The organism is Chryseobacterium sp. StRB126 (genome assembly GCF_000829375.1).
Taxonomy (GTDB): Bacteria; Bacteroidota; Bacteroidia; order Flavobacteriales; family Weeksellaceae; genus Chryseobacterium.
Genome location: NZ_AP014624.1, coordinates 2,707,397 through 2,734,027, shown reverse-complemented (window position 1 = coordinate 2,734,027; position 26,631 = coordinate 2,707,397). Strand labels below are relative to the sequence as shown.

The 26,631-nt window shown below is 34.9% G+C and carries 24 protein-coding genes and 1 tRNA gene; 16 read left to right on the top strand and 9 right to left on the bottom strand.

Going from position 1 to position 26,631, the window contains the following annotated elements:
- Positions 1-65 precede the first annotated feature (65 nt).
- On the bottom strand, positions 66-1,877 hold the full coding sequence (locus tag CHSO_RS12350) for a TonB-dependent receptor plug domain-containing protein (protein WP_045496318.1): 1,812 nt from the start codon (positions 1,875-1,877) through the stop codon (positions 66-68).
- Between the two features lie 639 nt (positions 1,878-2,516).
- On the opposite strand from CHSO_RS12350, the gene uvrA reads away from it, so the two are divergent.
- On the top strand, positions 2,517-5,309 hold the full coding sequence (gene uvrA / locus CHSO_RS12345) for an excinuclease ABC subunit UvrA (protein ID WP_045502432.1): 2,793 nt from the start codon (positions 2,517-2,519) through the stop codon (positions 5,307-5,309).
- A 62-nt stretch (positions 5,310-5,371) separates the two neighbouring features.
- On the opposite strand, the gene CHSO_RS12340 is transcribed toward uvrA, so the two are convergent.
- Positions 5,372-6,007, bottom strand: coding sequence for an NAD(P)-dependent oxidoreductase (locus tag CHSO_RS12340; protein ID WP_045496316.1), 636 nt, complete (start codon positions 6,005-6,007; stop codon positions 5,372-5,374).
- A gap of 326 nt (positions 6,008-6,333) precedes the next feature.
- Here CHSO_RS12340 and CHSO_RS12335 point away from each other — a divergent pair, with 326 nt between their 5' ends.
- The 9 genes from CHSO_RS12335 to CHSO_RS12295 all read left to right on the top strand — a co-directional run bounded on the left by CHSO_RS12335 (position 6,334) and on the right by CHSO_RS12295 (position 15,003).
- A complete protein-coding gene (locus CHSO_RS12335) occupies positions 6,334-6,555 on the top strand; it encodes a hypothetical protein (protein ID WP_045496314.1) in 222 nt (73 codons plus the stop codon).
- Positions 6,556-6,689: 134 nt separating this feature from the next.
- Positions 6,690-7,460, top strand: coding sequence for an alpha/beta hydrolase family protein (locus CHSO_RS12330; protein ID WP_052480583.1), 771 nt, complete (start codon positions 6,690-6,692; stop codon positions 7,458-7,460).
- Between the two features lie 492 nt (positions 7,461-7,952).
- Positions 7,953-8,024 (top strand) — tRNA-Arg (locus CHSO_RS12325).
- Between the two features lie 1,289 nt (positions 8,025-9,313).
- On the top strand, positions 9,314-10,333 hold the full coding sequence (locus tag CHSO_RS12320) for a sensor histidine kinase (protein ID WP_045496312.1): 1,020 nt from the start codon (positions 9,314-9,316) through the stop codon (positions 10,331-10,333).
- A complete protein-coding gene (locus CHSO_RS12315) occupies positions 10,330-11,109 on the top strand; it encodes a LytR/AlgR family response regulator transcription factor (RefSeq protein WP_045496310.1) in 780 nt (259 codons plus the stop codon). The genes CHSO_RS12320 and CHSO_RS12315 overlap by 4 nt, the downstream gene beginning before the upstream one ends.
- Positions 11,110-11,209: 100 nt before the next feature.
- Entirely contained in the window at positions 11,210-11,596 is a 387-nt protein-coding gene (locus CHSO_RS12310; protein ID WP_045496307.1) for a hypothetical protein, read from the top strand.
- The gene (locus CHSO_RS12305; RefSeq protein WP_045496305.1) at positions 11,593-12,678 is read left to right on the top strand and encodes a lipase; all 1,086 of its coding nucleotides are present in this window, start codon (positions 11,593-11,595) and stop codon (positions 12,676-12,678) included. Before CHSO_RS12310 ends, CHSO_RS12305 begins: the two co-directional genes overlap by 4 nt.
- Positions 12,679-12,838: 160 nt before the next feature.
- On the top strand, positions 12,839-14,134 hold the full coding sequence (locus tag CHSO_RS12300) for an NRAMP family divalent metal transporter (protein WP_045496303.1): 1,296 nt from the start codon (positions 12,839-12,841) through the stop codon (positions 14,132-14,134).
- A gap of 680 nt (positions 14,135-14,814) precedes the next feature.
- On the top strand, positions 14,815-15,003 hold the full coding sequence (locus CHSO_RS12295; protein ID WP_045496300.1) for a hypothetical protein: 189 nt from the start codon (positions 14,815-14,817) through the stop codon (positions 15,001-15,003).
- Positions 15,004-15,310: 307 nt separating this feature from the next.
- Here CHSO_RS12295 and CHSO_RS12290 read toward each other — a convergent pair whose 3' ends face one another.
- The 5 genes from CHSO_RS12290 to CHSO_RS12270 form a co-directional block, all read right to left on the bottom strand.
- A complete protein-coding gene (locus CHSO_RS12290) occupies positions 15,311-16,051 on the bottom strand; it encodes a M17 family peptidase N-terminal domain-containing protein (protein WP_052480582.1) in 741 nt (246 codons plus the stop codon).
- Between the two features lie 98 nt (positions 16,052-16,149).
- Positions 16,150-17,520, bottom strand: coding sequence for an alginate export family protein (locus CHSO_RS12285; protein ID WP_045496297.1), 1,371 nt, complete (start codon positions 17,518-17,520; stop codon positions 16,150-16,152).
- Positions 17,517-17,948: a DoxX family protein gene (locus CHSO_RS12280; protein WP_045496295.1), complete on the bottom strand. Its 432-nt coding sequence runs from the start codon at positions 17,946-17,948 to the stop codon at positions 17,517-17,519. Before CHSO_RS12280 ends, CHSO_RS12285 begins: the two co-directional genes overlap by 4 nt.
- Before the next feature lie 132 nt (positions 17,949-18,080).
- Positions 18,081-19,853, bottom strand: coding sequence for an amidohydrolase (locus CHSO_RS12275; RefSeq protein WP_045496293.1), 1,773 nt, complete (start codon positions 19,851-19,853; stop codon positions 18,081-18,083).
- Positions 19,854-19,920: 67 nt separating this feature from the next.
- On the bottom strand, positions 19,921-20,610 hold the full coding sequence (locus CHSO_RS12270; RefSeq protein ID WP_045496291.1) for a hydrolase: 690 nt from the start codon (positions 20,608-20,610) through the stop codon (positions 19,921-19,923).
- Between the two features lie 991 nt (positions 20,611-21,601).
- On the opposite strand from CHSO_RS12270, the gene CHSO_RS12265 reads away from it, so the two are divergent.
- Positions 21,602-22,051, top strand: coding sequence for a MarR family winged helix-turn-helix transcriptional regulator (locus tag CHSO_RS12265; RefSeq protein ID WP_045496289.1), 450 nt, complete (start codon positions 21,602-21,604; stop codon positions 22,049-22,051).
- Between the two features lie 23 nt (positions 22,052-22,074).
- Positions 22,075-22,923 carry a universal stress protein gene (locus CHSO_RS12260; protein ID WP_045496287.1) on the top strand — a complete coding sequence of 283 codons (849 nt, stop codon included), beginning with the start codon at positions 22,075-22,077 and terminating at the stop codon, positions 22,921-22,923.
- Between the two features lie 405 nt (positions 22,924-23,328).
- Here CHSO_RS12260 and CHSO_RS12255 read toward each other — a convergent pair whose 3' ends face one another.
- Entirely contained in the window at positions 23,329-23,736 is a 408-nt protein-coding gene (locus CHSO_RS12255) for a hypothetical protein (RefSeq protein ID WP_045496285.1), read from the bottom strand.
- Positions 23,737-23,945: 209 nt separating this feature from the next.
- On the opposite strand from CHSO_RS12255, the gene CHSO_RS12250 reads away from it, so the two are divergent.
- A complete protein-coding gene (locus tag CHSO_RS12250; protein ID WP_045496283.1) occupies positions 23,946-24,179 on the top strand; it encodes a hypothetical protein in 234 nt (77 codons plus the stop codon).
- 1 nt (position 24,180) lies between these two features.
- On the opposite strand, the gene CHSO_RS12245 is transcribed toward CHSO_RS12250, so the two are convergent.
- Entirely contained in the window at positions 24,181-25,011 is an 831-nt protein-coding gene (locus CHSO_RS12245; protein WP_045496281.1) for an AraC family transcriptional regulator, read from the bottom strand.
- An 86-nt stretch (positions 25,012-25,097) separates the two neighbouring features.
- Here CHSO_RS12245 and CHSO_RS12240 point away from each other — a divergent pair, with 86 nt between their 5' ends.
- From CHSO_RS12240 to CHSO_RS26415, 3 genes are read left to right on the top strand one after another with little or no spacing between them, the layout of a single operon-like run.
- On the top strand, positions 25,098-26,054 hold the full coding sequence (locus CHSO_RS12240; protein ID WP_045496278.1) for an alpha/beta hydrolase: 957 nt from the start codon (positions 25,098-25,100) through the stop codon (positions 26,052-26,054).
- Positions 26,051-26,323, top strand: a complete 273-nt coding sequence (locus CHSO_RS26420) for an NAD(P)H-dependent oxidoreductase (protein ID WP_262483771.1) — start codon at positions 26,051-26,053, stop codon at positions 26,321-26,323. The genes CHSO_RS12240 and CHSO_RS26420 overlap by 4 nt, the downstream gene beginning before the upstream one ends.
- On the top strand, positions 26,320-26,631 hold the full coding sequence (locus CHSO_RS26415; protein ID WP_262483770.1) for an NAD(P)H-dependent oxidoreductase: 312 nt from the start codon (positions 26,320-26,322) through the stop codon (positions 26,629-26,631). Before CHSO_RS26420 ends, CHSO_RS26415 begins: the two co-directional genes overlap by 4 nt.

Below are 26,631 nucleotides of genomic sequence, written 5' to 3'. Positions count from 1 at the left end.
TTTTTGCAAATGTAATTTTTTTAACAATTTGTTAATATTAACTTTCATTAATATTGAATTAATACTTACTTCATATTAATTGTGTAAGAAAAACCAATATGGAACCATCTTTGTGGCATTTCTACCCCAAATGCTTCCGTGTATTTTGTATTGGTGATATTATTCACTAAAACATATACAGAATAATCTTTTTGGCTGAAGCTCAACTTATCATCCAACAGCTGATAGCTTCCTAAATTCATTCTTTCGTTATATTTGTAAACCAATTCATTAGTAAAAGCACCAAGGAATTTTGTTTCTACCTTACCGATGAACTGATGTCTCAGGTTATCCATAATATACTTTGAAACAAACTCATTGGAGTTCTGAAACTTACCGTCAATATAGGTATACCCTGCCATCATTTTCAGCCAGTCAGTCATTTTATAGTTGATCTCAGTTTCTATTCCTTTTATTTTTATGTTTCCTACATTTTCAGCGGCCCAAGCTTTATCATTGATGTCTTTTTTTATCCAATCAATAGAATTCTTCGAATCTCTCAAAAACCCACTGATTTTTGCTAAAATCTTCTGATCCTGATATTGGTATCCTATCTCAGATGAAATCCCATTTTCAGGCAGCAGATTTGGGTTACCACGCTCCTGTGGGCTTACATAATAAAGATCGGTAAAGGTTGGTATACGGTGTACCTTAGCTATGTTTCCGTACACTTTATTATTAGAATTAAAGTTATACCCTACATCCAACCCAGGATAGAAAAAGTTTCCTTCTTTAGAATAGTTAGCCCATGAAATTCCCGGACTGATGTTTAATTTTTTATCTAGTAATGAGAAATGGTGTTCAAAGAAAACCTGAGAAACAAAACGGTTCGGATTTCCCAAATTGCTGCTCACCAGAAACTCTTTTCTCAGTTCCACACCCACTCCGGTAGTTCCCAAACCCCATTGGTAGCTGGAGTTTACTTCTGCCCCTACATTATTCCCAATATGCATATTCCTGTAAACAGAAGGTTTTTGCCTGTTGTAAAGGTACATGTCTTGCCCTCTTCTCCAGTATATATTGGAATTAAGCTTTAGTTTCCCGAAAGTCTGCTGATGGGCAACACTTACAATGGAAGCCTGCATTTCCTCATATTGGTCTATGGCAGCTTTGGATGCATAAAATCCGTTAGCTCCAAATTTCTTTTCTGAAAAACCAGCCTGAAGTCTCAAATCTCCGTTCTTAATATTCAGTCTTCCCTGATAGAATACATTTCGGATTTCATAATCCGTATTGTACATGTACCCTTGTGATCCTGAAGCATTAGCCTGAAGAGTATTGGCAAATTTTTCATTTCCCATCTGAGCATTAAACCCTAGTCCGTAAGAACTATAATCACCACCTTCTGCACTTATCTTAACCTTTTTACCTATTCCAGGTCTGGTAATTACATTAATAACTCCAGCATAGGCATTCTGTCCAAAACGTCTGGCAGCAGGGCCTTTTATGATCTCAATCTTTTCCACATCTTCCAGGTCCACCGGAAGATTCATAGAGTTGTGTCCTGTTTGTGAATCATTTATTCTTACTCCGTTCAGTAATAACAGAACCTGTTCAAAAGAACTTCCACGGAAACTGATATCACTCTGAACTCCATTGGATCCTCTCCTTCTGATGTCCATACCCGGAACCTGCTGAAGGATTTCATCAATACTTTTGGAGGGAGCATTGGCAATATCTTCTTTGGTGATTACAGTGATATTCTGGTTGGCGCTTTTATAAGGTGTGGAGATAAATTTCCCCTGAAATTCAATGTTTTCAATATCTGTAGTTTTTTCCTGTGCTTTTACCAAAAGTAAAGATCCCAGAAAAAAAACACTTCCTATCTTTTTGATCATAATCGTTTCCGTAGTTTCTTTTAACAAGGTTCAAAAGTAAGGGAGTTCATGAAGACAGGCAAATGATAGTTGTCATAAAAAAAGACGCAGCATGTATGCTGCGTCTATGTTTTTTGAGGGAATTCTTCTATCTTTTTCTCATTAAATGTGTAACTAGATCTCTGAATAATTTTCTCATTTCTATATTACATATTTATGAATACAATTTTAAATAATTTTAAAATACAAAACAATACCCGGATAAAAAAACCTGTTAAAAAATCAAAAACTGTTTGAAATTCAATAAAAACGAATGGTAAAAAGAAAATAATTCTACAAAATATATCTGAAATACTCTTTTTTTGAGTGCCTTATTTGGGTGTCAAGACCTCATTTTTTATTTTTTGTATATCATTTTAGTCATGAGAGAAGCATATAATTTTCGCTAAAAAATTCGTAATTTTGTGGGTCTTAATTTTACAGCGAAATCATTCTTTTTCATCTGTAGTTTGAGCAGCATTTTACAATCATGCTGTTTCTCTCAGCTGAATCCGAAAATAATTTGAAAGTTCAATTGATGACACCCCGGAATATTCCGGAAAACACCAGTAAACTGATAGTTTTTAATACTCTACAGTTACTTTTATGAATAAACAAAATATGGCTGATACTACAGAAATAGACATAAAAAAACAGATTTTTGTTAAGAATGCCCATCTTAATAATCTGAAACATATAGATGTCCTGATCCCGAAAAACAAACTGATTGTTATTACCGGAGTATCAGGAAGTGGTAAATCATCTTTGGCTTTTGACACCATTTATGCTGAAGGACAAAGAAGATATGTGGAAAGTTTGAGTTCTTATGCCCGTCAGTTCTTGGGAAAATTAGAAAAACCTAAAGTTGATGATATTAAAGGATTGGCTCCATCCATTGCAATCCAGCAGAAAGTAATTTCATCCAATCCGCGTTCTACCGTAGGAACGTCTACGGAGATCTATGATTATATGAAACTTCTGTTCGCAAGGATCGGAAAAACATTTTCTCCGGTTTCCGGGGAAGAAGTGAAAAAAGATTCAGTAACAGATGTGGTGGATTTCATCAAAACTTCTAAAAAAGATACTTCCTTTCTATTAACTGCTCCTTTGGAATATGATGCAGATAATTTTAAGGAAACCCTGAACGTTTTAAAACTAGCTGGTTTCACAAGACTTGAGATCAACGGAAATCTAGCAGGAATTGAAGATCTGGAAAGTTTCGGATTTGTTCCGGAAAAAGGAATGAAGATCAATCTTGTGATTGACCGTTTTTCTTATGAAGAGGATGAAAGCTTTTTACAGCGATTGGCAGATTCTATTCAGATGGCATTTTATGAGGGCCGTGGCTACTGTTCTTTAAAAAATACAGATACCGAAAAGGTAAAAGAGTTCTCCAATAAATTTGAATTGGATGGCATGGAATTCCTTGAACCGAATGTTCATTTCTTCAGTTTCAATAACCCGTACGGAGCCTGCCCAGCTTGTGAAGGGTATGGAAAAGTAATCGGAATAGATGAAGATCTTGTAGTTCCTAATAAAACATTATCCATCTACGAAGATGCTATTGCGTGCTGGAAAGGAGAAACGATGAGCGAATGGAAAAAAGATTTCATTAAAAAAGCCGGAGATTTTCCTATTCATAAGCCTTATCATCAATTAACCAAGGAACAGAAAAACTTCCTTTGGAAAGGAGATGGTAAAAGCAACTTCCCAGGCATCAACAATTTCTTCAAAATGCTTGAAGAAAACCTTTATAAAATCCAGTACCGTGTTATGCTTTCCCGCTACAGAGGAAAAACCCTTTGCCCAACCTGTGAAGGATTGAGACTGCGTGAAGAAACAAGCTGGGTAAAAGTAGATGGTCACAACATCCAATCGATGATTGAGCTTCCGTTGGACGAACTGGCACCAATGATTAACAGTTTACAACTATCCGACCACGATAAAGAGGTTGCCAAGAGATTACTATACGAGATCACCACTCGTCTTGAGTTCTTATTAAAGGTGGGTTTAGGATATTTAACATTAAACAGAACATCCAACACCCTTTCCGGAGGAGAAAGTCAAAGAATTAATCTGGCAACAAGTTTAGGAAGTTCTTTAGTAGGCTCCATTTATATATTGGATGAGCCTTCTATCGGATTGCATTCCAAGGATACTGAAAACCTTATCGAAGTATTGAAAAACCTTCGTGATTTAGGAAATACTGTGATCGTAGTAGAACACGATGAAGATGTGATGCGCGCTGCCGATTATATCATTGATATTGGTCCGGAAGCAGGTTATCTTGGTGGTGAACTGGTATTTGCAGGAGATTATAAGGATTTGAAAAAAGCCAATACCCTTACTTCAGAATATCTTACCGGAAGATTGGAAATAGAAGTTCCGAAGCAGCGCAGAAAGGCAAAAGAATGGATTCATATTAAAGGAGCCCGTCAGAATAATCTTAAAAATATTGATGTAGATGTTCCTTTAGAAAGTTTAACTGTTATTTCAGGAGTTTCAGGAAGTGGAAAATCGACTTTGATGAAGGAAATCCTTACCAATGACATTCAGATTCAGCTGGGAATGGGTGGTAAAAAAGGAGACTATGATTCTGTAGAATTCCCGAAAAAACTCATCAAAAATATTGAACTGATTGATCAGAACCCTATTGGAAAATCTTCTCGTTCAAACCCTGTTACCTACCTTAAAGCTTATGATGACATCCGTGATCTTTTTGCCAAGCAGAAAATAGCTAAAATGATGGGCTACAAACCTAAACACTTCTCTTTTAACGTAGATGGTGGAAGATGTGATGAATGTAAAGGAGAAGGCGTAATCAATGTTTCGATGCAGTTTATGGCTGATATTGAGTTGGAATGCGAAGTTTGTAAAGGCACCCGTTTTAAAAGTGAAATCCTTGAGGTGAAGTTCGATGAGAAAAGTATTTCCGATATTCTTCACATGACTGTGGATGAAGCACTGGAATTTTTTAAAGATAATAATGAAGAGAAAATTGTGACCAAACTGAGACCTTTACAAGAAGTTGGATTGGGCTATTTACAGCTAGGACAAAGCTCTTCTACCCTTTCCGGTGGTGAGGCTCAACGTGTGAAACTCGCTTCGTTCCTTGTGAAAGGGGTTACTACGGACAAAACATTATTTATCTTCGATGAACCTTCTACAGGTCTTCATTTCCATGATATTCAAAAACTTTTGAAATCATTACAGGCATTGATCGACCTTGGACATTCGGTGATTGTTATTGAACACCAGCCGGATATCATCAAATGTGCTGATTACATCATTGATATTGGTCCTGAAGCAGGAAAACATGGTGGTGAAATAGTTTTTGCCGGTACACCTGAAGATCTGATAAAAAATAAAAAGTCTTATACAGCCAAATACATCAAGGAAAAACTTGAAAAATAAAGAACAGAGAGCCGTTGAGCTCTCTGTTTTTTTATATACTATGAGTTTTATTTTCAAAAACGTTAAATATTGTATACAAATGGACTTTTCCCGATATAGGTAGAATCTTCAATCTGTGATACCAGAAATTCTGCGAGATCGGCTGCGCTGATATTTTCACCTTTACAATCCATCAGATTTGATTCCGTAGTAAAACTTTTGCCTGTCAAGTTAATAAGCGGCAACCGTACCAAAGTCCAGTTTAAGCTACTTTCTGAAAGAAGTTGATATTCTTTCTGTTTATCGGAAGTTGTTTCAGGGTAATTCTGATACATCCATTCGGTAGCCATTTTCACATGGTCATTTTTACAATCGTCTTTTGTATTTACACTTAAACCAGTTGTTACAATATATCTTTTAATTCTATATTGGTGCATAGCTTTAATGACATTTTTGGCAGCATCACTAAATATCGTTTTCTCCCCTTTTGGCTGCCCTAATGTACTTATGACAATATTGCAGCCTTCAATTAATGAATAGACTGCTGCTTCATCCCTCACATCCCCTTTTACAATCTCAATTAGAGGATTCTGCAGACTAAAATTCTCAGGATTTCTGATTAATAATTTTAAGGAATATCCTTTATTCAGAAGTTTTTGCACAAGGTATTTTCCGGATTTTCCGGTTCCGCCAATAACGGCGATTTTATTTGTTTTCATAATGATCTTATTTAAAATATAATGGTATACAAACTCCTTAATCACGAGTGATCGGTTTGCGCATCATTAAGGTTGAATTTAAATAATAGAGAAATAGATCCAGAAATTTCTGAACCTGTTATTTTCAAGCTTTAAAATAGTGCTTGATATCGGATGATATTTATAATAAGATTTTAATAAAATAAAGATACTTAATTTCAAAATATAATCATGTAAAATCAACTTCTTATTTTAATTTCCAATTCATTAAATCACTTGTAAGCGTATTATAAATTTCATATTTTAGTCTGTAATGAATTAAAAATCAATTACCATGAAAAAAATTAATGAAACTAAAAAGAAGCCACCTTGTATTGATAAGCGGCGGGGATGTTCCTTACGCAGACTGTGATCTTGAAGGAAACTGTCCTGCTGTATCAGGTTCTTATTACTGCAGCGGAGGGATCTGTTACAGATCTACTGGAGATGACAATCCTAATGGCCCTTGTAATGAACCTAAACGTGATTGCATGCCATGGGAATCAGGATGTGGATGTGTGTATTCGTAAAAAAAATAACTAACACACTGAAAATAAACTATTTAATACTTTACTTTATTAAGGTTAACACTGATAAAAATTCTTTTAAAAACAACCTCTTTATATTAGGAAAATTCAGATTTTTGTAATCAACCTATTTTATTATGACATTTAAAAAAGTAATACACTTCCTTCCTGCCTTCCTCCTTCTTACGAATTGTTCTGTAAAGAAAAGTGTAAATTTAAATAATGATTATGAAGTGAAGCGGGATACGGTAACGCTATTCGACCAAAGCAGAAACCGCAAAATCCCTGTTGCTTATTATCTGCCCAAAACCCGTAAGAAAATTCCGAATCAGCAGGTAATTATTTTTAACCATGGATATGGTTTTAATAAGGGCGGTGATTATTTTGTATACTCTTATTTAACAGAAAAACTAGCTTCAAAAGGATATTTTACCGTAAGTATTCAGCACGAACTTACTACAGATGCTCCCCTTCCCGTGGAAGGAAATCTGCAGATGGTAAGAAGACCATTCTGGCAAAACGGTTCTGACAATATATTGTATGTATTGAATGAGCTTAAAAAAACGAATCCGGATCTGGATTATAAACATCTTACTTTAATCGGACATTCCAATGGCGGTGATATGGTCGCTTTATTTGGAAATCAGCACCCTAATCTTGTATATAAAATGATTACCATGGATAATCGCAGAATGTTCCTTCCAAGGACAAGCATTCCTAAAATTTATTCATTGCGTTCTAATGATTATCCGGCTGATGAAGGCGTATTACCTACCAAAGAAGAACAGAAAAAATATCATATGATTATTCAGCCTACTCCCCTCAATCATAGTCATATGGATAATAAAGGCAGTGATGAAGAGAAAAAGATATTGAATGATTTTGTCTTACAATATCTGGAAGAATAATAGTATTGTTAGCAGGTGAAGCTTAAAAAAAATAAAAAGAATTCGCTCTTTAGGAGCGAATTCAGTAGATAAGACATCTCATTTTTTTAATTAGACAACAATAAAAAAGCACAGCCGACAATGCTGTGCTTAAATTTTTATTTCAAATTTAATTGCAATTTCAATAGTAGTAAGAAAAGCAAATAAAGTTTCCACTTCGATGTTTATTACATAGTAAATGTAGTAATATTTTTAATACGAAATATGAATTTAATGTTAAAATTCACAAGTTATCCACAATTTACTGTGGATAAGTCTATCTCTACTCCATGAATCCTCCACTTAAAAAGGGAAAAGCATCCTACAATATTGTAATAATTTAATATGGAAATCCAGAAAATATACATAAACATCAGTACAAATCTGTATTATCTGTGGTTAAATAAAAGCCAAGATATAAACATTCCGATTTTAATTATTTAAAAGAATAATTTGTATTTTTATTTTCTCATAGGCCTCATAGTTCAATGGATAGAACAAAAGTTTCCTAAACTTTAGATCCAGGTTCGATTCCTGGTGCGGCCACACACAAGGATCAGCTCTTTTCTTATCCTTTTTCACATCATTACAAACAGTTAAATCACTATTTATCAATGATATAATATGAAGTATAGAATTTACTCTTGCAGCTCGATATTCCATTCCTGTAAATTGAAGGTTTTCGGGATAGATCGAACTAATTATCTTTCTCTTCACTTCTATGCTACTTGATTGGTATAATAAAGACAAGTTACCTATCAGCGATAAAGCCTTGTCCAGACGACCATCTACTTTTTCGCGATTACGATTAGAAAGTAAACAAGAGTGAAGTTCATTCTCAAGACTTTCAATTTTTTGTTTACATTGTTTTTTTATCATCATCTTCAATTTTTTCTGCTAAAAGTTTTTCAAGGGAAGAAGTGATCTTAGTATTATAAGTCTCAATTTCAGCAATTACCCTTTTCTTCAGTCGTTTGTTTTATTATTATATTTTTTATAAGCTGTTAGCAAGATATTTTGTAAAATCCTCTAAACCGAAGGTAGAAATTCATATTTTTTTAATTCAACAAAAAAAGATTATCGACATATTCTGCACCATGTCTAAGCCCACAAGACGATTTGCTGAGCTTCTTCATCTTTATATTTTTTAATAAGTATTTTACCACAGTATACAGGATTTCTTATCGCAACATAAAAAGCTTGATTACTTAACACCTTTTTCTGAAAGCTGTCATCTGATAGTTTCAGGAGCTTCAACTCCTTTTATTATTTCATTGAAAAAATATCGCATTATGATAATGACACCCTTGCCGGTAAGAGTAAATATGATAGTAATTGAGAAGGTTTTTTTCGTTAGAAAACAGTGAATAGATACCAAATATAGTTCATTTTTATTGCTCGAAATTAAATTGCAATAAAGTTTACAATATTAAAAACTAAAAAGAAATTTTGTGTTAGAAATGAGGTTTGTAACTCCCTTTTAATTTGGCTCAAACGTACCAAATCATCAGTAAAAATGTTTGGAGATGGTCATGCATAGCCAAATATTACCACTTGAAATCAGGTACCGCTACTTTTTAACAACACATCTTAATAGGGTATTAATTTTGAAATTGATACAGTCTCTGATGATTTATTTCATACTTCTAAAGTCAATGAATAAGAATTGCGTTTGAACAACCTTAGCAATTCAACAAAATATTGAATCATCTAAGTCTATCGATACCCACGAATTTTACCATTTGATTTCTAAAGCTCAGTCTTTCACCACCAACTTTTACAGTTTCACCTGTTTATTGTATTGTTAGTTTCAATATTTTACTTTCTTTGTAAAAATGATTAAGAACGAAAGAAAAATATACCTGTATAGTGCCCTGCTGATTACACTGGTCGTTAATTCAGCAAAGCTGATGGCACTTAACAGTGATGGGATTATTGCCCGTTACTGGCAGTTCAATATTTGGGAGTATGGTTTTCAGTTTATCTACAATTTGACATTCTGTCTCGTCTTGTTGTATCTTAATCTTTCTGATGGTAAATTTTTTAGTGGGTTTAGAGAAAACAAACAATATTGGAAACTTTACACATTCAATACTCTAGTTGTTGTAACAGCCATTTTATTGGGAAGCCTAATCCATTCTGTATGGTTTGGAGTACTCCAGTTTCCGGGAGGCAGAATAAGAGGATATTTTGCCCGGTTTTTGCTCAGCAGTATCATGATTGCCGTAGTGATCCGTCTCATTCTTCTGATGCGTGAAAGCAGAAATAAAGATCTTATTAACGAGCAGCTCAATTCTGCTTATCTTACGGCACAACTGCAGCTGCTGCAGGAACAATTAAACCCGCATTTTCTATTTAATACGCTGAGTAGTCTTTCTGCTATTGTCAGGGAAAATCCGCCCTTAGCTCAAAACTACATTCATCATCTTTCCAAAATATTCAGATATACTCTGCTCCGTTCAGGAAATGATCTGGTAACTCTTGAGAAAGAGCTTGATTACTTGAATTCTTATGTCCAACTCATAAAAATGCGGTTGGAAAACACCTTTCAGATTCAAATCAATCTCAGCGAAAATATTTTAGGTAAAGAGCTTCTTCATTTATCACTTCAACCTCTGGTGGAAAATGCTGTTAAACATAACAAGGCTACCCTTTCATCTCCTTTAATAGTAGATATTTATGATGAAAATAAATGGCTTATCATCCGAAACAATCTTCAGCCAACCGTTAGTGAGGCAGAAAGAACCGGGCTTGGTCTTGTCAATCTTAATGAAAGATACAGGCTGCAACTCTGTCAGGAAATAGAAATCCTTCAAACAGAGCAATATTTCACGGTAAAACTTCCTTTATTATGACACAGAATTTACATATCGTAATTATTGAGGATGAAGCTGCTACTGCAAGAAATCTGGAATATATCCTGAAAGAGACCGATCCCGGGATTGAGATTATTACAACATTACAAAGCATCGCTGAAGCAGTAGAATGGTTCGAAACGAACGATACTATTTATGATCTGATATTTTCTGACATACGGCTTTCGGATGGGCTATCATTTGAAATTTTCAGCAGTACGAAAATATTAAAACCTGTTATATTTGTAACTGCCTATAATGATTATGCTATCGAGGCTTTTCGGAACAATGGCATTGATTATGTTTTAAAACCTTTTGACAGGGAAGAAATACTACGGACTTTACTTAAATATAATACTCTTATTGCTTCCGATACAAACAACGAACTCTCTAAAACAAAGTCTTTACTGCACGAGCTTCAGTATGCCACAAAACAATATAAAAAATCATTCCTCATCCACTATTGTGGAAGACTTATCCCCGTGGAAGCGGCTAAAATCAATTGGTTTTACACCGCTAACGAAATAGTGTATGCACATCTGGCTGATGGCAGGCAATATGTTGTGGAATTTACATTGGAACAGTTGGAACGTGAACTTAATCCTTCCCTTTTTTTCAGGGCAAACCGCCAATTCATTATCAATAAAACTGCTGTAGACGCAGTAGAATATTTTTTTAACGGAAGACTGCTTGTGAAAGTACATCCGTTACCTCAGGAACAGATAATCGTAAGCAAAGCAAAAGCCATGGATTTTAGAAAGTGGCTGGATCAGTGATAATTTCACCCTTAGATTTAGCAGGTTCACCTTTTTTTTATATTAAAGTAAACATTGGGTGTTGCTACATTTGTTTCATTAAAAATTAAAATTCTCCAAGATGCTTTTAAAACAAAAAAAACAATGGCCACTTTTTGTAATGGCATTTCTATGTATGACATTTACAAATGTATCGGCACAGGCTAAAAAATTAAAGGACTCTACTCCGGAACAGCGTGCAAAGATGCAGACGGAATGGATGACAACTAAACTGGCTTTGAATACGTCACAAATCCAGCAGGTTTCTGCGCTTAACCTTCAGTATGCCCAAAAGAATGAGCCTATTATTCAGAGTAACGAAGGTAAACGCTCCAAATTCAAAAAACTAAAAGCTTTACAGAAAGAAAAATCCAATGCCCTGAGCCAAATTCTTGATGCAGCACAATATAAAAAGTATCAGGAAATCAAAGATCAGATGATTCAAACTTTAAAAGAAAAAAGAAAATGAAAAAACTATTTTATCCATGGGTAATGATTATATTTATTACCACTTCAGCATGTTCTCAGAGTACTAATGATAATGAGGAAGCTCCTGATTTCCAATCGAAACTCGGTATCAGAAATACCCTTCAGGGACCTATACAAAAACCGACATCAGGATATGGGGCAGATGGCAACTATGAAGTGGCTGAAATTGATTTTAATAACCCACAATATACAGGAACACAGGTTTCTATATTCTATCCTAAAGGAATTACTTCTCCCAGACCTACAATATTCTTTTCACATCCCTTTGGTGGTGAGGATAAAGAATACAATATAGAGCTGTATAACTTTATCGCAAAAAAGGGTTATGTTGTAGTATTTGTACCTTACCGTACTGTTGATATCAGTGTTGATCACCGTTACCAAACCCTATGGGAAGGCTTCATAAAAGCTGCCACAGATTATCCCAATATTATTGATACTCAGAAAGTAGGCTTTATGGGGCATTCTTTCGGTGGTGGAGCAAGTATTGATCTTGCCTATAAAGCGTTTACGGGAAAAGGTTGGGGCCAAAACGGGCGTTTTCTTTTCACTATGGCTCCCTGGTATTCTTTTAACTGGAACAGTACATTAACCACCCAACAGCAATTGCAGAGTTTTCCTTCTAACACCAAAATGATCACCCAGGTTTATGACGAAGACGATATAAACGATCACAGAATGGCAATTGATATCTTTAAAAACATTAATATTTCTAATGCTGAAAAAGATTTCATTTATATTAAATCATCAACTGTTAACGGATACAATTATGTAACAGATCACACAATGCCAAGTTCCCGAAAAGTATTTGATGCATTGGATTATTATGGTGTATATCGTCTTTTAGATGCCATGATGGATTACAGCTTCAACGGTAATGCCGGTGCCAAAAATGTGGCTTTAGGCAATGGTTCCGCTGCACAAGTTACCATGCCTTCCTATAACGGACAAGCGATGGCTCCACTGGAAGTTACAGATAATCCTACTCCTAAATATCTGCAAATCAAATATCAGTTTCCATGTGGAAGCAGTACAAACCCTAGAATTTCTTACTGTAACTAATATGAAAAACAGCTTTCTTTGAATAAAACACATTTAAAATAGTAATTAAAAAGGCTTTCCCGCTATGTGGAAGGCCTTTTTAATTATCGGAAACTATTTATTTTAGCGGATCAAAAATATAATCAATTAATAGTATATTGTATTCAAAAAACAATTAACAATGTCTGTCAAACATCAGGTTGAAAACCAAACAAAAAAAATCAAAAAATTCTTTGGTCTTTTAGGTCCCGGACTGACAACGGGAGCAGCTGATGACGATCCTTCAGGCATTGCTACCTATTCTCAGACAGGAGCTCAGTTTGGTTATGGTCAATTATGGACAGCTCTCTATATGCTACCGTTTATGACTGCCGTGCAGGAAGCCTGTGCAAGAATAGGAATGGTTACCGGTAAAGGACTTACAGGTGTTATCAAAGATCATTACAGCAAAAAAATACTCAATAGTTCTGTAGGATTGGTTGTCATTGCCAATACTATTAATATCGGAGCGGATATTGGAGCCATGGCAGCTGCCGCACAATTAATTATTCCTGCTGATATTGTTATACTAATGCTATTTTTTACTGTTAGTATACTTACATTAGAGGTCTTCACCAGTTATCGGGTATATTCAAAAGTTCTTAAATGGTTGGCATTATCTCTTCTTGCCTACCCTCTTACAGCTTTTATTATAGATCAGCCATGGAAAGAAATACTAAAAGCATCCATTGTTCCCCATTTCGAATTTTCTTTCAATTTCCTGTTCATTATCACCGGAGTTTTTGGAACAACGATTACACCTTATATGTTCTTTTGGCAGGCATCTCAGGAAGTGGAAGAAGAAAACGAGAGAGGTTTGATCCAAGACGGAAAACCCAACATCGGATGGCGCCATATTCATGCGATGAGAAAAGATAATAATATAGGCATGGTCATTTCTGAATTTACAACATGGTGTATTATACTAGTTGGGGGAACTGTTCTTCATAGTGCTCATATAACAGATATTAATACTGCGGCTGATGCAGCCAAAGCTTTAGAACCTCTTGTGCAATCATTTCCAAATTCGGGGTTGATATCAAAAATCATATTTGCCATAGGAATCATTGGTCTAGGATTACTGGCAGTACCCGTTCTTTCAGGATCGGCATCTTATGCTGTTTCTGAGGCTCTCAACTGGAATGCAAGTTTAAATCTGAAATTTGCAAGAGCAAAAGGATTTTATATGGTTATCATTACCTCTACACTTATTGGTCTGTGTATGAATTTTATTGGGATTAATCCTGTGAAAGCATTGGTTTATACCGCAGTACTCAATGGTGTAGCTGCAGTTCCTCTATTGTTTCTTATTATCAGAATATCTGCCAATGAAAGTATTATGGGAGAATTCAAAAGCAGATGGCTTTCAAAAAGTTTATTGTGGGCAACTTTCATTTTTATGGCAACAGCGTCAATTGCGATGTTTTTTACGATCTAAAATAAATCCGAAAATAATGCAGACTGTGTCGTATAAGTTAATATTGCCACTTTTTCACATAATTAACTTTAATTCTAATTCATTTCTTATAAGATTTTCTCTCAAAAGAAGAGATTGCAAAACACATCAAAAAAATGAAGAATAAGAAGGGGCTTTAAATGCAGCAGCGTTTAATGGAGTACTTATGAATTAGAAAAAGGAATTGATATGTTTTCATTGTGAGTTTAGATTGCATGCATCTTTGGTTAGGAATTAAATAGTGATTTGAAAATGTAGTCTAAAAGTATTTAAGATATAAGAATCCATTTTTAATTCATAATGCACTCTAAAAAAAGGTAATTCCAAGTAATCTTGAAACTGAAGCCTTCCCAAAGAAGGGAAGATTACCCAACAATAAACTATCTCAACCAAAGTATTATAAAAATACTATTATGACCGGATATCCCATACTACGTAAAGTACTTTATTCATTTTGGGAGTACTCCCACATATTATTACAAGAATTGAGTCTATATTCAGTAGGAGATAAACTTGTAATATAACAGTCAGAAAACACCTCTTTCCTTCTATTATTATCGCTTAGGAAAGTTACAATACGTCTTTGCCTGTTTTATCTAACCATGCTAGGCTTACCTTTCTGGCTTGTTCATCTACATCTTTCATAAAAATTGATTAAAATTATGAATAAAAAGAAACTATTAGAAAAGAAAGATTGGAAATATTATGTTTTTGAAGAGGACGGCAATATTGAATTATCTGTTCCTATTCCCAATCCCAGCCCAGGATTTGATATCATTTATATTCTGAATGAATCTGAAAAAGAAATGTACCTGCATGCAGGCATTAAAGCCCTTGAAGACAGAATATAAGATATGAAAAATAACTTTTCAAATTATAAAATGAATTCATGGAGATAATCATATTATGCCGGCTTTAACAAAAACATTATCTCCCAATATGTATGATAGCTTGATAGAATATGATGAATGAGAGTTATCATTTTTGCTTAATCCGACACAGACTAACCCACTCATCAATAAAAGGATTTGAAGATACTTTTGTCCTTGTTACACACAACCAAATGGCGCCAACTGTTTCCAGTAGACGCCATTGTTATTGAATAGGAATATTTATTTAATTAATACTTTTCAGTGAATTAGATCTATGAAAGTAAAGCTATTTCTTAACTTCCGCAATAGCATCTTTAATTCCTCCTCCAGCAACTTCAAAGAATGAAGGTCCTGCCAGAAGATATACTTTTTCTAATTTCTTAGTTTTGGAAAGGTTATGTTCTTTCAAATAAACTTCGGAGCGGTTTGCATTCACAATACCTCTTACTACGTTTCCTGCTACCAGAGCTGTTGGAGAATCAATACCGGCATCTTTTAAATCGCTTGCAAAGGCAAAATTACTTACCCCTAATCTCATTGCTTCACGTGCTGCAACCTCTCCCACAGATGTCATCAATTCAGGAGTGAATTTGTTTCGGTCTCCTAAACCGATTAGCAACAGTCTTTTTGCAGACATGGAACCTTTTGGAGGAGAAATCAAAATTGTTTCCAAAGAATGCCCTTTGAAGTAACCTCCTTGTCTTATTTTTGTAAATTCTCCTTTCAAAGCTTCATCCAAATGCACCAATCCGTTCAGGTTGGCGGGCAATGCCTGAGCACTGTGGATGTCATTATCCGTATATTCAAAAACACAGGCAACCTGTAATTGAGCATCTGCAGAAGATGGTCCCTGAACCAATCCAATCATTGAAATCCCATCAACAGAACCCCAGTTTTTTGAAGCTCCAACTGCAGTGGGAACTACAGAGGAATTTGCAGTTGTTGTTTGAGAAAAAGTTAAAGTTGAAAAAATTAACCCGGTAATTAACATGGATTTACACAACGTATTCTTTACTATATTTTTCATAATAATTGTTTTAAATGTTTAATTTTTAGTATTTATCAAAGTTAGTTTTAGAAATAATTCTCAGCATTGACGTGAGATAATTAAAAAGATCTGATCCATTAAAATTTGAATACTATTCTTGAATTAATAAAAAGTCCGTCTTTATCATTTTCGATAATATCATCTACAAATGCTCCGGTTTTGAAATACTGGATCCCTGTATTGAAGGTCAAAAATTTATTGATTTTATAATTAAAACTCCCTAAAAAAGCGGTTCCGATATATCTCTTTTTAGAGTTCATTGAAGTAAGATTTAATGAGCCGCTTGGCCTGTAAACACCATCCTGTAAAGAATATCTCCAATTGAAAACCACATCTGCCTGAACTGTTATTTTATTACTCAAATCTATGGTTGCATAAGGATGTATATCGATAAGATTCACTGGTCCTATTTGTGGATTGAATCCGAAATACCCACCTTTCGGATAGAGCGGATTGAAAGTCTCCAATTTTCCATCACCTTTGTTTTTGTCGCCTGAAATATAATCGTTACGAAGATTGATGGTGGGTTTTCCTTTCACATTTTCAAACATATACCCTATATCCGCAGAAGCTGTCCATGCACTTATTGTTCCTTTATTAAAGTTCCCGAACTGATACGCCATTTCAAAGTTGTAAATAAAACCACCTCCATATTTCCAAAACCGGCCGCCTAAAGTATGTCTTGTCTCATCTCCTATTCCATCTTCAAAACGAGATTCCTTTCTGTGAATTCCCAGATAATACCATTCTAAATTCCCACTTTCCGGAAGAATCAAGGTATTATAACTTCCCCAAAGGCTTACAGATTTTGAAATCTTATTATCAAAAGCTCCGGTATTAATTTCGCTTGCCATCATCATAAAAGCATCTGATTTGAAGTTTCCTCTTTGATACATTAATTTCAATCCATCAAAATAAAGTCTTAAGTTTGGACCTTCCCGCACAGAAATTAATCTTCCGCTTCCATAATCCAGTTCCTGTCTTCCCGCACGAACAGTTAATTTTTCTTTTTCATTTTTAACGACATCCACATCCAGGAAGAGGTTCTGAACATTAAGATGATCTTCATCAATTGGTCTTGGCCCGTTCTTCCTTCCGTACTCCCAAGCACTTCTCAACTGCCCGAAAACCCTTACCCTTGAACCTAAATGCAAATCACCATGAACTGTATATCTCTGGATAAAAAAAGGATTGCTTCCAATGCCCAATCTGCCCCAGTCTTCATTATTAAATTCCACAAATTCCGCTCTTGCTTCTCCGCCTAAGGATAAATATTTACTGCTCTTATCTTCAGAAAGCGGAATATATTTCAGAGAATTATAAAATGTTTTAGCTGAATCCCGGTAAGTTGCATAATTCTCATCAAACCTCATGAGTTTAAATTGTGCTGAAACCACAATGGGAAGAATAATCTGAACAATCAATACTATCTTAATCAGCTTTTTCATTTTATTTTTTTTCTTATATAATGATCAATCGAATATTTCCCCGGACCCACAAAAAGCAGAAACAAATAACATAAACTATACATAAACGGTGTGTCTTTTATCAGTAAAGCATCATTCCAATGAAGAACAAAATATCCGGTTAAAGTCACCGCTAATATTGGTAAAATTGCTACTCTTGTAAATAATCCGAAGATGACAAATACAGGAAAAAACAAGTTAGCAGCGTCAGCAAAAAGACTGTTGAATGCTTCCGGAAGCTTTAATGGATTGGGAACCTTTTCCGCTTCCACAACACCTATTCCGAGTTTTTTCAGTCCGTGAGCAAAAATTAATTCTAATGATAATGCTGTTCTGAAAATAAATAATGCAATGTGAATTAATTTTCCTTCAAGGCTCGTATTGTTGATGGTTTCGATGAGCTTTTTCATAGTTGTAAGTTTGAAAATGATTGGATCGTATTTGATAGTGTATTCTTTTAAACCACCCCGTCAAAAATTCTTTGAATTTTCGCCCCCCTTCCAAAGGAGGGGAATTTTGGAACGAAGCAGCTTTTAGTTTCGTTATTTGGTCTGATATCCGCCGTAATATTTTACAGGAGACCATTCAGGAAGTACAGGAAGCGAAGCTGGAGCAACATGCTTGTATGTTTCGTCCCCATACACTACTTTTCCGTCAACAATGGTTAATTTTGAAGTAATATCTTTAATTTCTTCTTCATTAACACTGAAATAATCTCTGTCTAAAATGGTAAGGTCTGCGAAATATCCTTCTTTGATTTTTCCTTTTTCATAATCCTTTATAAGCTCATACCCTCCAAAAGTAGAAAGTGATAAAGCTGTTTTTCTGTCCAGAGCATTTTCTTTTGCCATAACCTGAGTTCCACCCAAAGTTTTTCCTGAAGTAACCCAATATAAAGCAACCCACGGATTATAACTTGCCACTCTCGTTCCGTCTGTTCCCAACCCCACAGGAATTCCCATTTCAAGCATTTTCTTTACCGGTGGAGAAGCCAAAGCAGCTTTTTTACCATAGCGGTGGATGAAACTTTCACCCTGATAGGCCATTCTGTGTTGCACTGCAATGCCTCCGCCCATAGTCTTAATTCTTTTCATGTTTTCTTCAGACACTGTTTCAGCATGATCAATAAACCAAACCAATCCGTTCAAAGGGGTTTCTCTATTGACTTCTTCAATGACATTTAAAAACCTTGTAATACTTTCATTATAGGTTGCGTGAATTCTGAAAGGCCATCTTTTTTTCACCAAAAGACTCACCACATCTTTCATATTTTTCTCCATTGTTGCAGGTAATTCTGGTCTTGGAAAAAGAAAATTTTCAAAATCGGCACCATCTGAAACCAGGTTTTCTCCACCTCCATTCACATGATAATCAATTTCATTATGGTCATTATGCCCGTGGTCATCAATATCAACCATTCCGGTCCATTTTGTATAATCAGACAATTCAGAACCCTTCTTTTGAGCAAACAAATAATAGGGTAATCTAACCGTAATCTTTCCCTGCTTATTCAGAGCATCCGTTGTTCCGTAGTCGTCAGGGAAATTCTGAAAACCACCACCCGCATCCATCACAGCAGTTACTCCAAGACGATTGAGTTCAGTCATATACTGTAATGTAGAATTTTCTTTTTCCGCCTCTGATAATTCAGGTAATTTTGCTAAAGTTGAGTACAGAATAAAGGCATTAGGTTCTGCAACCAACAAACCAGTAGGGTCACCATTGCTGTCTTTTTCAATTAAACCCTGAGACGGATTGGGTGTGTCTCCGTTAATATTTAATTCCTTTAAACCAGCTTTATTTAACCAGGCTTTTCCGTAGAGATACATCACAAAAGCTGGAACATCACCCGTTGCTTCGTTGATTTCTGCCAAAGTTGGCAATCTTTTTTCTTCAAACTGATATTCATTCCAACCACCAATCACTCTTACCCATTGTCCTTTCGGCGTTCTCCGGGCCTGCTCCTTCAGCATTTCTAAAGCTCTCTTCAAGGTTTTCACACCGTCCCACCGAAGCTCTGTGTTATAAAATCTTCCCCCACGAATTACATGTAAATGGCTATCAAATAATCCGGGAATCACTCTGTTTCCTTTAGCATCAATTAATTTTGTAGAACTTCCTTTTAGTTTTAAAATTTGAGTATTCGTTCCTGTCCGGAAAATTTTATGATCTTTAATGGCAACTGCCTGAACTTCCGGATTTTTATCATCCATCGTTGTTATTTTTCCGTTGGTTACAATTAAGTCAGCTTTCTGAGCATTCATCAATCCTGCTCCTAACACAATTGAGAATAGAATTTTATGTACTGATTTCATAATTTACTTTTAGTGGTTTGAAAAAGAAAAGGCAGGTAGGTTTTCAACCTGCCATTGTTGAAATTGATTAGTGTTTAAGCATATCCTGCGCATACTGGATTCCTAGACCGTAAGCACCACCATATTTTTTCATTAAATCATTCACTGGTTTATACGTTTCTTTTCTAGACCAATCTCTCTGTAATTCAAGAACATACTGAACAGATGTAATCGGACGCGCACCAGCCTGAACCATTCTTGTAACTGCCTGGTCATGAGCTTCTTTAGAAATGTCACCAGAAGCATCTGTGATAATATACACCTCATACCCTTCATCAATAGCAGATAAAGCCGGACCTACCACACAAACGCTTGTCCACAGACCTGCAAGAACCAGTTTCTTTTTATTTTTTCCTGTGATTGCTTTATGAGCATTTACATCTTCCCAAGTGTTCATCGTAGTTCTATCCACATATCCACTTGTTGCTTCAGGATAAACTTCTGAAATTTCTGGAAAAACAGGTCCTGCGAACGATTTTTCTGCCACTGTAGTTACCACTGTAGGAACATTGAAGATCTTTGAACCTCCGGAAATTAAGGCTACATTATTTCTCAGTTCTTCCATGCTGATACTTTTTGTTGCGAATGCCATCTGTCCTTCGTGGTCAATTAAAACCAAAGCGTGGTTTGTTGGGTTCAGCATTGATTTCCCTGCGTTCTGAGCGAATGCTGTTACCGATACTACTACTGCTGCGAATGTTAAGATTAACTTTTTCATAATGTTTAACTTTTTAATGTTGTTTAGTAAGAATTTTATTCTAAATTTTAAAATCTTACTGAGTATTTGTTTGATTTTGATATGGCAAATTTAGAACAGTCAGAAGGCCTACACATTTAACTAGTTTAATAAATTATTTTTTATGATAAAAAGTTGAATTTATTTTCACCCTTTGTAATAGAACCTAATTTCAACCTGATGAAATTCAATTACGAAACATATCAAACAACTAACAAACAAGTATTTAAAACAAAAAAATGTTTTAATTACAAACAAAAAAAATAGACTTAGATAATAAAATCCAAGCCTACATACTTTACATGTTTCACATTAAAAAAAGTGATTGTTTAATTTTCCCATTACATCATCACCGGAGCTTCCATCGACAATATCTTTATATTTCTTGAAATTGATTTAATGTTCAAATCGGAAATAAACAAGAATCTTAATGAATCCAAAATCTCCGTCTTTTTGATACCGTAAATTTAGAGTAATGAGATATAATGTACATTTAACTAGTTTAATAAATAACCCTTTATTTTATTCTAAATAAAAAAGATGATTTACACATTCTGTATAAACCACCCCGTTGCATCATCAGTCGGAATGCTCTTTCAAACTTCGGAACCTTCTGCATTAGTTCCTCTTTAGTTTCCGGATTCAATACTGGAATCCAAATGCTGTATCTTCTCCATCCAAATATTCATAAATGCTTTCTATTCTTAATAAATCCTCTTTAAAAAAAATTCGAGAAATCATCCGTTGGGGCCACTCACAGAATCCTAATACCGCAAACTATCAATAAACTCAGAACTTTCATTTTCATCAGGAAAATAAAACTAACATTATCTATGTATATCTACCGACAGTCATTATTGGCATGATGTTTTTGGTGATTAGTTGAAATTAAAACTAATTTCCGTACATTTGTTAGGAAGCATAAACATAGAGCTTCATACTTTACTTAAGGCTTACCATTATTTATCACAATATGTCTGAAAATCAAAATAACATATCTGAACTAGCCTTAGAGTTAGGTTGGGCAATGACTGAAATGAAGAGCCGTTTACGGCAAAAGATTCAGGCTCGCGTTAATGAATACGATCCGGATCTTTCTTTTGAACTGATTGAAATTCTTGGGCTTCTTTCCAGGAACGACGGGATCAATCAACAGGAAATAGCCAATAAGGTAAGTAAAGATAAATCGAGCATTACCTATCTTATTAATGTTCTTGTGAAGCGGGAACTGGTAGAACGGATTGCCTATAAAAATGACAGAAGAAATAAACAGATTTTTCTTACTTCAAAAGGAAGAAAATTGATAGAAAAAGTATATCCATGGGCATTAGAATTGTACAAAAAAGCAGCCGGTGATCTTCATCAAGATGAAATCAGCAAAGCACTTCTTTTGGTAAAAAAAATGACCGCCAACCTCGAATAATCAGGATTTAAAAAATAGATAAAATGAGAACAATCCTTGTACCTATTGACTTTACCCCTACTACAGAAAATGCTGTAAAAGCTGCTGCAGAATGGGCAAAATACTATGAATACCAAAACATCATCCTTTTAAAAATTGCCGGAGAATCAGAATTTGATTATCTGCATATTGCAGAAGGTCACTCATTCGTCAATGAAGAAAGTGTCAATAGCCTTTTAGAAAGAACAGAATTACGATTTGACCAGTTAAGTCAAGTCGTTGCAGAGATTTCACCAGAGGTAAAAGTCTCCAGGCTTTTAAGTGACTGGGCGATTACCAGAAGTATCAATGAAGTATTGAAAAATGAGCCGTCGATCGAAATGATCATTTTGGGAAGTGATGATTCCACTTCCTCCAATGAAAGTTTTGTGTCCGAAAATATTATCCGTATTGCAAGAACAAGTCCTGTTAAAGCCTTGATTGTTCCCAATAGCCATCAATATAATAGCATTCACAATATTGTAATTCCCTGTGATATCAATGGCATTAAAAAGCTTGAAAGGCTGTTCCATCATAAATCAATTATTCAGAAACATGATGTACATCTGTCATTCCTGAATATCAATACTAAAGAAAAAACGGAAATCAACTCTGATAAAAAGAAAGAACTTGAAGACTATATCCGACAGCATTTAACGGAAATTCCGAGCAGTATTCATTATTCCTATGATGAAAATGTGATCAATGGGATTTTAACTTTTGCTGCTTCAAACAATACAGATCTTATTATTGCTTTGCCGGGCAAACATAGTTTCCTTTATTATATGGCGAGCAGAAGTATTTCTGAAGGGCTTTATCAAAATACCAATTTGCCCGTTTTGATTTTGAAATAAAAGTTGATATTAATAACCAGATCTTGAATTGCTTTTTAAGACAGCTGGAAAATAATAATCTGTTATCCGGCTTACCAAGAATACATATTTTACTATAACATTTAAAAACCGCATCAAATTTATTAATACGGTTTTTAAATGTTTTTTTGAAATCAATAAACTGCACATTGTTAAATAATTGAAAAAAAACTTATTCAGAAAAAACTAAAATGAGATAAACTTTCATTACTTATCAGCTTAAGAAAGTTCGTCAATTATAGTAGTATATTCTGGAAAATTTTGAGCCCTCAGAGCTCAAAAAATTTTTACGAAAATAACTTGTTATTAATTTTAAACCTACATAGTTTATGAAACACTACCAATCTGATAAAAATAATTTATCTAACATTATAAAAGGTTCTATAATTATATTTTGACATAGCAAAAACAATCTTTCAACTGTTTTTCAATATATTCTATATAATCATATTCCATAAGACCAATCGTGTATTTATCCCATGGAGCCAGTAGATTTTCATTTTTGTTGATATAAAAATTAATTAACTCTAACAGGGCTTTTCTACTCAATTCCTCTTCTGTATAATTTTCAATTCTTTCTAATTCTTCGTGATTGATAATTACATTATACAGAGATAATAACTGCTGTTTACAATTATTTTCGCCAAAAATAATTATTGAATTTTCTAGTTTGGAAGATGAAAATCTTTTTAAAATAAAAACAGGAGTATAATCCTGATAAGGCTCTCCCCATTCAAATTTTCCCTCTTCAATTTTACAATTAGGTATTGTTTCTATGTCTATATAATTCTGCATAATCGAGTAAGCCCCGTGTTTCTTTACCTGTTTTACATTTCTATATCAACAGCGATTTGATTTACTGCCTATTATAAAATAATTAATAATATTTTCATGTATTAATTCTCACAAATATATATATTTTCTCTTCTTTTACTTGTTTAATATGGCTTTATATTCCTTTACATTAATCAAAAATTTCCGACATTTGCACCAATTAAATAATAATGGAAGAATTTGAACTCCCCGTAACCTATAAAGGAAAAGAAGAGCTTTTCAATGTAAAACTGGCAACATTTACCCATGGTTATAAATTCTATGTAGATGTAAAGGGTAACGAAGTGGTTTTTGAACGGGATGATTCAGGCAATATGCGGGCGCTTGTACAGGATACCTCATCAGAATCTAAAGTAGATAAAGGGCTTATTGAAGCCATTATGGAGGTATTTAATGCACTTTAATCTAAGTTGACTCCAGTCTATAGGCTTTAAGGCTTTTCCCTTTATGTCTTTTGAAAAACTTATTGATATGGCTTTCATCCGCAAATCCAAACTCATCGGCAATTTCATGAACTCTTTTATCACTGAAGCGTAATCGATGTTCTATCAAACGAATTTTATAGGAAGAGAGATATTGCTGGATCGACTCATTACACTGTTTACGAAAATAACTGCCAAGATACGTTGCAGATAATCCGAACTCATTAGCAATGGTTTCTACTTTCAGAAGTTTAGGCTGACGTATATTTTCCTGAATATAATCCAGAATCTGAAGAATACGGACATCTGTATTGGATGAGATATTCTCAGGTTTGATAACTGCAATGTTCCTTGCTGCAATCACAATGATTGCATTCACCAGATGCCGGGTAAGATCTTCATTATATATTGACTCATGTTCTATGGCCTGCTGTAAATTCTGAATGAGCAAGCTTATCATTTTTTTATCCTCGTTATTCACAAGTACCGAGCCTGATAAATGGGAGGCATAATATAAAAGGCATTCGATATGATCTATACTTTTCCACTGGTATTCTTTAATGTAGTTTTCCCCAAAACGAATCACCATAAACTCACAGATTCCATTCAGATCAAAGCCATGATAGTCATTAGGAGTAATTAAAAACAGGTCCCCGGCAGCATAAGCAATTTTATTCTCATTAACGATATGATCTCCAATTCCGGAAATCACATACACCAATTCAAAAAAATTGAATTGCCTGTCCTTTAACGGGCACTGATCTATCTTTTCATAAAAAACTTCAAGGGACTGGTATATATTTTCTCTTGCCATAGCACAAAGGTACCTAAATAAGCTTTAAATATACCTGTTTTCACCTAGTTTATCAGTCTATTTTTGCGATACAAAATTGATTTGTAATGCAGGAAAAAATAGATACTGAACTTTTAAAAGCTATTACTGACAGTCCATTTAACGGAATTAACTATGAATATTTATTGGCCAATCATCCAGAAAAGATCAGAGAAGAAGAAATGGCTGTAATGACAATGGAAGAATTACCGCCTGTTCCTTCATCTCTTTCTGTAGAGAACATCTGTATTCCTTCTTCTGAACCCCAAAGAAATATAAGACTTAGAGCTTACCAACCAAAAGGAAAGCAAAACTTACCGGTACTGCTCTATTTTCATGGAGGAGCTTTCATATACGGAACACCGGAACAATATGATTTTATCTTTTATCGATTGGCTTTGGACATTGACGCAGCAATTGTCTCCGTAGATTATCGTTTAGCTCCCAAACATCCCTTCCCTGCTGCTATGGAAGATGGTTATGATGTTTTATTATGGTTATCAGAATCTGCTGACCAAATTGGAGGAAATAAAAACAGGATAATGATCGGCGGAAGCAGTGCCGGAGCTACTATTGCGGCTTCCATAACTCATTATGCCAGAGATAAAGAGGAAATAAACATCCTGCATCAATATTTATTGTACCCTCCGACAGATCATCTATTGAAAACCTCATCAATGAATGAACTGGCCCATGCTCCTATGCAGACTAAAAAAGCTGCTGAATGGATGTGGAAACATTATTTACAACCTTCAACAGCTCATCCCCCTCGGTATTCTGTTCCATGCCAGGAGAATAATTTTAAAAACCTTCCTGAGGCTACCATTATTCTATGTGAATTTGATCCACTAAAAGATGAAGGAAAGGAGTATGCGAAAAAATTACAGGATGCAGGAATTTCAGTTACTCTATTGGAAATTGAAGGCGCTGTACACGCTTTTGATTTCTTTCCTTGCCAGCTCTCTGAAGCTTTTCACCAACAACAAGTCAAATTATTTAACCGTATTTTAACTCGGAAATCATGAAAAAAATTGTCGTTATTAACGGACATCCGAATCAGGAAAGTTTTAATTCTGCTATTGCAGAATCCTATATCAATTCTAGTAGAGCTACCGGTGCTGAGGTGCGGTATATCGCCATTGGACAACTGAAATTTAATCCTAATCTGCAATTTGGCTACTGTCAGCGCATGGAACTGGAGCCTGATCTTGTAAAAGCCCTGGAAGATATTCAATGGAGTGAGCATCGGTGTGGATACATCCTGTTTGGTGGCTGGGTATGCCTGCTATCATGAAAGGGTTCTTTGATAGAACATTTCTCCCCGGAATTGCTTTTAAAAACGATAAGAAAGGAGACCGCAAAGGGCTCTTGAATGCAAAATCAGCAAGAATCATTACTACAGCAGGGGATCTATCCCTCAAGGTTTATGAGGATGAATATCAGTCAAGCGGACTTATTCAGCTCAAGAAAGGTATTTTAGAATATTGTGGCGTTTCACACATTGAGAACCATTTTATAGGTCCGTTGTATGAATTAACAGCAAAGGAGAGAAAAGAATGGCTAGACACCATCACAGGATTAGCCATCACTGATTCTTTATAA